At 40.4% G+C, this 11,542-nt stretch carries 10 protein-coding genes and 1 pseudogene; 3 read left to right on the forward strand and 8 right to left on the reverse strand.

All coding sequences use genetic code 11. The features are described from left to right. The 7 genes and pseudogenes from BLR65_RS27830 to BLR65_RS27860 form a co-directional block, all read right to left on the reverse strand. Nucleotides 1–320: pseudogene (locus BLR65_RS27830) on the reverse strand (hypothetical protein); the annotation flags it as partial. Then, complete coding sequence (locus BLR65_RS27835; RefSeq protein WP_093796200.1) at nt 307–2,634, reverse strand: molybdopterin-dependent oxidoreductase; 2,328 nt, start codon at nt 2,632–2,634, stop codon at nt 307–309. The pseudogene BLR65_RS27830 and the gene BLR65_RS27835, both read right to left, overlap by 14 nt. A 310-nt stretch (nt 2,635–2,944) precedes the next feature. Next, nucleotides 2,945–4,978: a sigma-54-dependent Fis family transcriptional regulator gene (locus BLR65_RS27840; protein ID WP_093797952.1), complete on the reverse strand. Its 2,034-nt coding sequence runs from the start codon at nt 4,976–4,978 to the stop codon at nt 2,945–2,947. Between the two features lie 485 nt (nt 4,979–5,463). Continuing rightward, a complete protein-coding gene (locus BLR65_RS27845) occupies nt 5,464–7,500 on the reverse strand; it encodes a sigma-54-dependent Fis family transcriptional regulator (protein ID WP_211285211.1) in 2,037 nt (678 codons plus the stop codon). A gap of 1,096 nt (nt 7,501–8,596) precedes the next feature. Beyond that, nucleotides 8,597–8,746 carry a hypothetical protein gene (locus BLR65_RS30280; RefSeq protein ID WP_169716957.1) on the reverse strand — a complete coding sequence of 50 codons (150 nt, stop codon included), beginning with the start codon at nt 8,744–8,746 and terminating at the stop codon, nt 8,597–8,599. A gap of 367 nt (nt 8,747–9,113) precedes the next feature. Beyond that, the gene (locus tag BLR65_RS27855; RefSeq protein WP_093797958.1) at nt 9,114–9,293 is read right to left on the reverse strand and encodes a hypothetical protein; all 180 of its coding nucleotides are present in this window, start codon (nt 9,291–9,293) and stop codon (nt 9,114–9,116) included. A 20-nt stretch (nt 9,294–9,313) separates the two neighbouring features. Then, nucleotides 9,314–9,562, reverse strand: a complete 249-nt coding sequence (locus BLR65_RS27860) for a hypothetical protein (RefSeq protein WP_093797960.1) — start codon at nt 9,560–9,562, stop codon at nt 9,314–9,316. Between the two features lie 296 nt (nt 9,563–9,858). On the opposite strand from BLR65_RS27860, the gene BLR65_RS27865 reads away from it, so the two are divergent. Beyond that, nucleotides 9,859–10,062 (forward strand): helix-turn-helix domain-containing protein, encoded by a 204-nt coding sequence (locus BLR65_RS27865; RefSeq protein WP_211285210.1) that lies wholly within the window; start codon nt 9,859–9,861, stop codon nt 10,060–10,062. A 114-nt stretch (nt 10,063–10,176) separates the two neighbouring features. On the opposite strand, the gene BLR65_RS27870 is transcribed toward BLR65_RS27865, so the two are convergent. Beyond that, nucleotides 10,177–10,563, reverse strand: coding sequence for a hypothetical protein (locus tag BLR65_RS27870; RefSeq protein ID WP_093797962.1), 387 nt, complete (start codon nt 10,561–10,563; stop codon nt 10,177–10,179). Nucleotides 10,564–10,743: 180 nt separating this feature from the next. Here BLR65_RS27870 and BLR65_RS27875 point away from each other — a divergent pair, with 180 nt between their 5' ends. Next, complete coding sequence (locus tag BLR65_RS27875; protein ID WP_143122679.1) at nt 10,744–11,103, forward strand: hypothetical protein; 360 nt, start codon at nt 10,744–10,746, stop codon at nt 11,101–11,103. 164 nt (nt 11,104–11,267) lie between these two features. Continuing rightward, nucleotides 11,268–11,542, forward strand: a 275-nt coding sequence (locus BLR65_RS27880) for a transposase family protein (protein WP_143122680.1), incomplete at its 3' end; no start/stop codon positions are given.

Raw genomic sequence — 11,542 nt, forward strand, 5'->3', positions numbered from 1 at the left:
GGTTTTTCAGCCGCTTTCTCAGCCAGTTCTTCCAAGGTACCATAGTACACAGCACCGCTCTGGCAATGATGTACGCAGGTCGGTTTTCGGCCTTCTTGCACCCGTTTTGCGCAAAGATCGCAAAGTGAAGTGGGTACAGGAATGTAGTTTAATTCCCAACTGCCATCAGGATTTTGACGGGGGCCTTCTTCCAAAACCTTAATCCCGTACTGCCCCGGCTCTAATCCCAATTCTTTCTTACATGCCACTTCGCAGCTATGGCAATTCGTGCAATATTCATAATCAATTAATAATCCATAGCGCTCTTTACTTTTTGACATAGCCAAATCCTCCCATCTTGGTCACAATTGCCGACGGTGTTACTTTGTCGTTCTCCGGAGTAACTTTATATACCTTACAAATTGTTGATTTATAGGGAGCGCCATAGTGCGTAGGTCCATGTACCCCCATGGTTGTTAAGTTATTGATATTGCTATCGAATACGCCAAACAGTACCGGTTCGGCACCTTCTTTTTCAGGGAACCACCAGCCATGTTCACCACGAACTACTTTCGGATCAAGACCTTCATTAAATCGTGCTATTTGCTTACATTTGCCGCGACGGTTTTCCAGCCATACCCAATCTCCTTCGATAATTCCGAGCGCTTTCGCCGTTTCCGGATGAATATCCATCATAGGTTGTTGATGAATTTCACGCATCGTGGGAAATTGTCTATGCTCGGAGTGGAAGCAGCCCCAGAGACGATTACCGGTTGTAAGAATGAGCGGATATTCTTTCATAAGCTCGGGCGTGGTATTGGGCCCTTCTGCCGGTTCGATATGGAATCCGAGAGAATCAAAGCCCCAAACATCAAATAACGTTGACGTAATTTCATATTTGCCGGTCGGGGTTACGAAACCAGGCTGACCGTCTGCACGCAGCAGGCCTTTTTCGTATTTCTTATAGGTGTAATCCCAGTCCCACCAGTCTTGTACCTTCTCCACAAGGTCCTTAAAGTCATAATCGACGCCTTCGTCATCTTTCAGGAAGTCATCCAGGAAGTCTTCGGCGGTATTGTATTGTTCGAACCGGTCGGGCCGAATCCGTTTACCAAGATCAAGAACAATCTCTTCATCCGTTTTAGTATCTTCGTATCTGTCAGCGGCTTTCGTCAGTGCGCGTAACGGTGTCCACCACGATCTGAAGCTATTACGCTCAACACTCATGGCAACCGGCAATACCAAGTCGGCACAGGCAACCGCTGTCGGCGTCATGAATAGGTCGACTACTACGTTGAAAGGAACTTTTTTCATAGCGGCATATACACGAGGAGCTTCACCAGCCATATTGGTAATGGGGTTGGTCCCTTGCATCCACAGCATTTGCACCGGGTATGGCTTGCCGCTTTCCAGTGTTTCTAAAAGTTTATCCGGCGGGATAAACGGTGTATAACCAGATTCATGGATGGGGGACTCATAAGTTCCGATCCGTTTCAAAAGCATTTCTTCGGGGATGTTTTCCAAGCCACTGCCATACTTTTTACCACGATTGTAGGCATAGCGTTGTAAAACCATACCACCGGGAACGTCAATGTTGCCAGTGATCGCCATCAGGTCGGTGATCAAGCAGGAAGCTTCCATTGCCGCCATTTGCATATCAATGGCCAGCCCCCATTGAATAGCGCCGTTTTTGGCGTTTGCATACATACGGGCGGCTTGGATAATCTGTTCTTTCGGAATCCAGGTAATTTCCGACACTTTTTCTACCGGATATTCTTGTACTCTTTCAACTAGCTCATCAAAACCGTATGTCCAATTTTCAACAAACTCTTTATCATAAAGTTTTTCGTTAATTACTACATTGAGAATTCCAAGAGCAAGGGCAGCATCGGTTCCCGGACGAATCTTAAGCCATAACTCGGCTCTGGCTGCCAACCAGGTCAAAGCAGGGTCAACAACGATCAATTTTGTCCCTAATTTCATCATGTCAACAATCCAGTGGCCAAGGAACCCGTCTCCATTGGATACAAGCGGGTTATTGCCCCAAACAAGAATTACCTCTGGTTTTTGCCATTCAGGACGAGCTTCACGCAGCGGGTGGGTCTGTGAACAGTCTGCAATCAGGCAGTCACCGGCTTTGATCAGATTGGCAGTCATCCGGGGCTGGTAGCAAGAGTCCGCACTGAGGAATCCGAAGGAAACGTTCGGGCTGCCAAAAATAGTACGGGTAATGACAGCTGGCTGCCACATAGCATTGCGGCCTGTACCAACTAGGGTAACGATGGTTTGCTCACCATAGTTTTTCTTGAGTTCGTAGTATTTTTCTTCGATTAGCTTATAGGCTTCATCCCAAGTTATACGTTCCCACTTATTTTCGCCTCTTTCACCAACTCTTTTGAGCGGCCATTTTAGACGTTCAGGGCTGTACACCTGCTCAACCATGTTGATGCAACGCAAGCACAATCTGCCACGATTAACCGGTGAATTGGGGTCACCCTCAATCTTTTCCAGCTTGCCATCTTTAGTGTACAAAAGTACGCCGCAGCTGCAATGGCACCCGGGTGCAGTCCATACCGCAGTACGTGTTACTTCATATTCCCCTTCTTGCCAACGGGCTGCTGTTTTGTAAAGCTCCTTGTTAAACTCTTCTGACATGCTTTCCCCTCCTTAAGTACTTCTTGGTTACATCTGTCCTACCGCAAACTTTCCCTTCGCTTATTCCGCTCCACTAATTTCAAGTAAGGGTATTTTTTGTAACCGCTCTTCTATATTGCAAAATGTATGCCAAACCTTATCACATTAAACAAAGCCTGTATTTTCAACTATTTTAGGTATTTTCTTCTCCGTCCTCAAAATTAACCTAGTGCACCATTTAAAGAAATACCGATTTTTTTTGAGAAATTAAAGTCCGTACTATTAATAAAGCGAAAGCCTCATCTCGAAAAAGATGGGGCCTTTGCGTAAATTAAAAATCCTCTTCCATATTTATATCATAGTCTTTAATTTTTCTATAAAGAGTAGATTTACCTATGCCCAGCAAGTCAGCAGTTTTACTTATATTGCTTTTCGTTTTATGCAAAGCATTTACGATAACCAACTTTTCTATTACTTCCAGAGTATATACTTCCTCAATTTTTCCCCTAACAGTGATTTTTGCTGGACAACTTATTATCATAGCCGGTAGATCTTCCGGTTCAATCATTTCGTTCTGAGCCGCATTCACCGCGTATACGACTGCATGTTCCAATTGCCGGACATTACCCGGCCAATTATAGCCTCTCATTCTTTTCCACGCTGCGGGACTTATTGCCGGAACTGCCCAACCGACTTTACGACAATATTTTTCAATAAAATACTCACTCAATATTTCTACATCATTCCCTCTTTGTCGAAGTGGAGGAAGGTTAATTGTCAAAACTGACAGGCGAAAATACAGGTCTTCCCGGAAAAGCTTGTCTTGCACCATTTGATATAGCTCTTTGTTAGTGGCGGAAACAAGGCGAAAATCGACCTTTTTATTGCGTCGTCCACCGATGCGCATAACCTGCTTATCTTCCAAAACCCGTAAAAGCACCGCTTGCAGTTCCAGAGGCATATCTCCTATTTCGTCTAAAAACAGAGTCCCCCCATGCGCCAATTCGATCTTTCCAGGCCTGCCACTGCGGTCTGCACCGGTAAAACTACCGCCCTCATAACCGAATAGCTCGCTTTCGATTAGCTCCCGCGGCAATGCTGCACAATTTACCGCAATAAACGGCCCCTCAGGCCGATATTTATTATGGATAGCCTGCGCAAATAATTCTTTTCCGGTGCCGCTTTCACCGTTTATTAAAATATTTTCAGGCGTATTGGCAAAGCGTTGGGCTTGCGCTATCGCTTTCTTGAATTCTTTGCTCTCACCTATTAGGCTAGCAAAACTGAAAGACGCCGTAGCTCCAGACCTACTTGTTACCATAGCATTCATTTTTTCGGTACTCTGAAGCTTTAATACTGCCCCATCGACTTCATGTAAATCATCACTGTACACGATCCGAATGTTTACCAGATAAGTCTGTTCTTTTCCGTCAATATAAAAGTTTTCTTCAATATCAGTGTTTTCTCCATCGGCAATTAAATCTATAACACGAGACTGTTTACTTAAATATTTAGAGATATTTATATTAATTGTTTGTTTTTGATCAAGCCCCAGAATCCGTCGGCCTTCCGTATTTAAATGAATGATATCTCCCTTGGCATCAATCGTTATAATCCCTTCATCAATAACCGCTAAAGTAGTTGCCAGCATATGATGGGCAGTTTTTAGGTGATGGTTTACTGTTTTCAATTTCTCATAACTATCCTTCAACCTGATCTTAGTCTCTATGGCGGCTGCCATTGCCGTCACTATACCTAGAGCATGTGAACTAAAGTCAATAAAGTGCTCCTCAAAGTACCTATCATTCAAGTGCTGACTCAAAACCAAAGTAGCAAGCAGCTCACCATCTTCATCAAGGATAGGAGCTGCCGACGTATTGGATCTATCAAAGGCAACGCAATAATGCTCCGGGCCTAATAAATGTATAGGGCGCTTTAGTTGCATACTCAACGTATGGGCACAAGTGCCCATAGTCTTTTCGTTCCAAACTACTCCTCGCAATGAATTGCCTTGGTTCGATATAGCCAATAAGTCCCCCTCGTGAATCAAGACAATTCCATTCTTATCAAACAGGTACAGGGCATGCTGGGAGGCAATCGCAAGTTCCTTAAGCTTTATCTGACTGAAAAGGGAGATAGTAATATCCATAAGCTGACAATTATCGGCCAGAACCTTTACTATTTGGGCTGCGTCCAAACGTTCTTTAATAGAGTTGGCGTAAGGGCTAACCCCCATAGCCTGTGATCGAATCCAGGATTCGGCTACATATGAATCAACGTAGAAACAACTCCGCGGGTCCAAATTATCTTGCAGAAACTTCTTTTTAGTTTCTTGAAGTTCTTTCCATCGACTCTTAAAATCCACTTCTTTTCCCCTTCTTTGTTATCTATTGAAATATACGGGAAATTTTGATAATTAAGTTGATTTATTGAGTTAGTAGTAGCCTGCAATGAAAATTTCCCCTAGAGATAAGTCTCATACTGACCAAAAATCATTATAAAATTGTTTAACCTGAAGACCCAAACATAATTATTAGGACCAAGAAGCAGGTTATGCTCCTGGCCCCTCCCTTTGATTGGGTTTCTACTTTTTAGCTGACTTGCTAATTTCAAACAAGGGTATTTGGGGTTACGCTCTTATATATTGCAAAATACATGCCATTCACTACCATATTAGCCGAAGCCTGTATTATCAACTATTTCCGGTATTTTCATCTTTATCATCCAAATTGCCTTAGTGCACCATTTAAAGAAATACTGATTTATTTTGAGAAATTAAAGTTGTTACTTCTATTCAACTATAATAGGAACAGAAATCCCCCACTTTGAAAAAGTAGGGGTTAAGTTCACTTAAAAAGCCTCTTCCATATTGATATCATAATCTTTAATTTTTCTATAAAGAGTAGATTTACCTATGCCTAACAAGTCAGCAGTTTTGCTTATATTGCTTTTCGTTTTATGCAAAGCATTTACGATCACTAACTTTTCTATTACTTCCAGAGTATATACTTCCTCAATTTTACCCCTGACAGTGATTTTGGTTGGACATCCGCTTATTATGATTGCCGGTAAATCTTCAGGTTCAATCATTTCGTTCTGAGCCGCATTCACCGCGTATACGATTGCATGTTCCAATTGCCGGACGTTACCCGGCCACTTATAGTCTCTCATTCTGTTCAATGCTGTGGGACTTATTGCCGGAACCGGCCAACCGACTTTACGACAATATTTTTCTATAAAATACTCACTCAATATTTCTACATCATTCCCTCTTTGTCGAAGTGGAGGAAGGTTAATTGTCAAAACTGACAGGCGAAAATACAGGTCCTCCCGGAAAAGCTTGTCTTCCACCATTTGATATAGCTCTTTGTTAGTGGCGGAAACAAGGCGGAAATCGACCTTTTTATTGCGTTGTCCACCGATGCGCATAACCTGCTTATCTTCTAAAACCCGTAAAAGCACCGCTTGCAGTTCCAGAGGCATATCTCCTATCTCGTCTAAAAATAGCGTTCCCCCATGCGCCAATTCGATCTTTCCAGGCCTGCCACTGCGGTCTGCACCGGTAAAACTACCGCCCTCATAACCGAATAGCTCGCTTTCGATTAGTTCCCGCGGCAGTGCTGCACAATTTACCGCAATAAACGGCCCCTCAGGTCGATATCTATTATGGATAGCCTGCGCAAATAATTCTTTTCCGGTACCGCTTTCACCGATTATTAAAATATTTTCAGGCGTATTGGCAAAACGTTGGGCTTGCGCTATCGCTTTTTTGAATTCTTTGCTCTCACCTATTAGGCTAGCAAAACTGAAAGACGCCGTAGCTCCAGACCTACTCGTTACCATAGCATTCACTTTTTCGGTACTCAGAAGCTTTAATACTGCCCCATTAACTTCATGCAAATTGTCATTATATACGATCCGAATATTTGCCAGATAGGCCTGTTCTTTCCCATCAACACAGAAAATTTCTTCAACATCGGCGTTTTCCCCACTAGCGATTATATCCCTTATACGAGACTGTTTACTCAAATATTTAGAAATATTTATATTAACTGGCTGTTTTTGATCAAGCCCCAGAATCCGTCGGCCTTCCGTATTTAAATGAATGATATCTCCCTTGGCATCAATCGTTATAATCCCTTCATCAATAACCGCTAAAGTAGTTGCCAGCATATGATGCGTAGTTTTAAGATGATGGTTTACCGTTTTCAATTTCTCATAACTATCCTTCAACCTGATCTTAGTCTCTATGGCGGCTGCCATTGCCGTCACTATACCTAGAGCATGTGAACTAAAGTCAATAAAGTGCTCCTCAAAGTACCTATCATTCAAGTGCTGACTCAAAACCAAGGTAGCAAGCAGCTCACCATCTTCATCAAGGATAGGAGCTGCCGACGTACTGGATTTATCGAAGGCAACACAATAATGCTCCGGGCCTAGTAAATGTACAGGACGCTTTAGTTGCATACTCAACGTGTGAGCACAAGTGCCCATAGTTTTTTCATTCCAGACTACCCCTGTCAATGAATCACTTTCATTCGATATACTCAATAGGTCTCCCTCGTGAATCAAGACAATTCCATTCTTATCAAAGAGATACAGGGCATGCTGGGAGGCAATCACAAGCTCCTTAAGCTTTATCTGACTGAAAAGGGAGGTAGTAATATCCATAAGTTGACGATTATCGGCCAGAACCTTCACTATTTGGGCTGCGTCCAAACGTTCCTGAATGGAGTTGGCGTAAGGGCTAACCCCCATAGCCAGTGATCGAATCCAGGATTCGGCTACATATGAATCAACGTAGAAACTACTCCGCGGATCCAAATTATTTTGCAAAAACTTCTTTTTAGTCTCTTGAAGTTTTTCCCATCGACTCTTAAAATCCACTTTCCTCTCTCCTCCTGTTTTTACATTTTGAATATAAATTAAATTTAGAATATTTAGATTTTATTTGTTAAACCCGAGGTACTTTCAATGAAGATCGCCTCTACAGATAAGCCCAAAATAATTAATAGCTAGTACATGATCAATATTGCTTCCATTCTGACAAATTCTCTATCGTTTCTATTTAGTTTGTCACTACTTGGAAAAATCCTTCAATAAAAGAAATTTTTTGTCAAATTATTGCTGTCGTTCATTAATCAATACCCACCTCAATACTCCCCTCTTCTGCTCTATGACCTACATAACGGGGAAACGGCATAGCCGAAGCTACGCCGTTTCCCGAGAAACAATCTTATGCTGTTTTATTGATCCGCCCCTAGCCTGCTCTTTTTTATATCTTTAGTATTCTTTTGTAACTTTTTTTCAAAGCAAACAACAAGTTTACCGCAACAGGCAAAAATTAAAGGCGCATCAAAAGCCTTTCAGCCTTTGATACACCTGAGTTTTTCCGTGGTGACCCACCGGGGAATCGAACCCCGAACCTACTGATTAAGAGTCTGAAATGATAGATTTGCGATAATTTATGTCAATTTACAAACCTTTATTTTAACTAGGTTTATCAACATTTCCATTGCTTATTCTTGCTACTCATTGGTGACAGTTTTTAAGCAATTGTCACCAAAAGTGTCACTGACTTTTTATATGTAAATCCAGTAAATAAAAGACTTTTTATATGTTGGTGTCACCAATATTATATAGTGCCACTAGTTACTTTACAATATCGTTATCTAATTATAAAATAAACAACGCTATTACAGCCTCGCCACGAGGTTTTTACGACACATCACAAAGAAACGTATTAACCGCATAATGACAAGCTTGAAACGGCTAATTTTTTATAAGACTATCCGCAAACTGTATTCTTACTAAAAACTGTCATTTTTTTGAATGACGGGGGCGGGACATGCATATTACCCAGGGATTCTGCAGGGAAATTTACTAAACCACTTACTACGCTGGTGGAGGAAGCGGGAAAGGGTGAGACTGTAGAAAACGACAGGACAAATAAAAAAAGAGCGGGAGTATATCCCGCCCACTGTTAGAACCATTTACCCTTCTTCCACCGTCTAAGCTGCCGCATTGCCCGTAATTGTCCGCTCCTGGCTCCTGGCCTATTGTCGGACTTAACACCTAGCATGTTAAATATCACCAGCAGAACAATAGCCGTAATAAATGTAATTACCAACACGGCAAACACTTCCTTCCATCAGTATCTACCTATATAAACCTTGTTCCCTTAATACCTAATAAACACATCATTACTAATGCTTAAAGCAATATAGATATCTCCCTTTGATATTTTTATTGTAACAATCTCAGAAGTGACATTACCTAAAGTATCACAACTCATTTACAACCCTCCTTTATTTTACTTGTTGGCTGGTCTATCTCTATTTGCTGCTTAATGCCTATTACTAGCTCACTAGCCGCTCGACACAAAACCAAAGCTGCTGCCTGTTGTGGTGTAGCCGGATACTGTAGAATCGTTTGTATAGTAGCAAGCCATTGGCCTGCATCCTCAGTATATCGTTGTAGCCGTTCGCGCTCAAAGGATGTCATGATACTTTTACCTTTTGACTCATTTTAAAATTCTTAAAATCATCCAAGTATTGCGGGTCAATCGCGTATATATTATCCTTACGTCTTAACCAACATACATATCCTTGAAAGTTAACGATTTGATATTTTATACCGTCAAAATCATGTATTTCCTTTTCTACTGCTGTTAAAGCCATAAGTATACATCTCCTTATTTTTATTTCATTTCATGCCCAACAGATTGCATAATCAACTTTATCCCAGCAGCAAAGCCGTCACGATAACCTTTCTTTTCATAGGCAAAATGTAGGTCAGTTATAATATCTATCATTTCATTCGTGAAATGAAATTTATTTAGTTTGGTATAAAGATTGTCTATGGTTGTTTCAATTCCCGATTCGTCCGCATTATCGGGATTAAGGCAGCATAATGCGTTTGTTGTCATTTCAAAAGTATTAATTGCCATAATAGAATCTCCCCTTATCATTTGATTTGCCCCGCCGACAATGATAAAATGAGATTGCGGCAGGGGTTCTTGCTTAGTTCCCGGTTCGCTGGCCTGTTCAGTACTGCGAATACTGAGCGGGCTTTTACTGTTGTAATTCTCCCCGCATTTTTACTTGCTCACCTTTTTCATTTCACCCCTTGACTTTTACTTTGCAGGCTTTATTTAATCTGATTTATTCTATGTATGTATAGTATACTACCAATATTGTTACTTTGCAATACATATACTATACTTATAATAAAGAGGTGATTTTTTTGAAATTGATACTAAAAAAATATCTTAAAGAAAAAGACATTAGCGTTTACTGGCTAATGAAAGAAACAGGTATCAGTCAAAAGGGTATTTATGATTTAGTCAACAATAAAACGGATGGAATTAAATTTGATACATTAGGTAAAATTTGTTCTGCACTTAACTGCACACCAAATGATTTACTGGAACATTTACCCAAAAAATAAGATCGCTTTCGATATATTACATTTATTCCTAATTTATTTGAATAATAAAATAAATGTTAAATAAAAAGAAGGTTGCTCCAAAGGAGTAACCTCTATCAATCTTCTTGAATTTTATTAATAGTCCTCATTAGGTTGAACAATTCCCCATACAGCATTATCTTTATCAAGTAATTCTTGCACAGCCTTAATTAAATTATATTTATCAGTTATTTCATATTGAAATAACGCGACTAAAAACTCAGTTACTCCACTTACTCCAAATTTATCAACTAACATTGAGGCTATTGCTGTATCATCTTCTTCTACGTCATCAAATGATATGATATCTATAGTAAATTCAATTTCGGGTTCAATACGATTTTTTGAGGTTGTACGGATAAATTTTTCTCCAAAATATTCGTGTATCAAGGGGCTATTTAAATAAATACATAGTACTTCTTGGTCTTCATTATCACCCTGAAATATTTCGTAGCATCCATTTTTTCCGCAATAATCACGCATTTTAACACCTCCAAATTATCTTTATATTCCCATTATAATAAATTTCAAGCCCAATAAATATATAGCTCGTCATGGTTCTTTATTTATTTTTGATAAAATTTTTCTAACATAGTTTCAATATCTATATTAGTTCTGCTTGTCTATCCCGCCCTGGGCGGGGTATAATAGCCTTAAAGGAAGGTGTCAGTCAGTATGGAGGAGTTATTAAAACAGCTACTTGAAGGCCAAAAGCAACTTACCCAGCGTCTTGAACACATGGATTCACGTTTTGACAAAGTAGATTCACGCCTTGATCGGATAGAATCTGACATGGCAAGCGAACGCCAACAAATAGAACTCAGTCAGATTGTTCACGCGCTCCGGCATAACTCAGAAGAAGTAAACGCCCAGCTTCACAATATCGGTCATTACCTCAATGTATTGACTGGCAAAGCAGCCACCAAAGAAGATATTTCTGAATTAAACTCTAAGTTTGAAGTTCTTAATTCCCGCCTATTTCAGCAGGAAGCAGCCATACATCAACTAAAAGCAGTTAAGTAGTCACTCCGGCCATTGGCCGGTTATTTTTTTACCTTCATGGCAATCTAATCTTGAATTGTCAATACAACGCTGTATTATTAACAGGGGATGTTCATGAAAAATAAGTTATAAAAAAAGAGGAAAAAAGAGAGAAATAGAAAATATAAGGCAATGAGGTGAAGAAGATGGAAAATCTCATTGCGATATTAGAAAAAGTGTCAGATCCACGACAGGCATGGAAGATTAAACATAAGCTATCGGACATATTACTCATCTGTTTATTTGCAGTAACCTGTAATGCTAATAGTGCGCTAGAAATCTATGATTTCGCGGTTAGCCGAAAGCAATGGCTTAATACGATCCTTTCTTTGGAAAACGGTATACCAAGCCGTTTAACCTTTGCCAGAGTGCTGCAACTGATTTCACCCAAAGCATTCGCTGTGGCCTTTACGCAAATTAT

Source organism: Sporomusa acidovorans (assembly GCF_900101845.1).
Lineage (GTDB): Bacteria > Bacillota > Negativicutes > Sporomusales > Sporomusaceae > Sporomusa > Sporomusa acidovorans.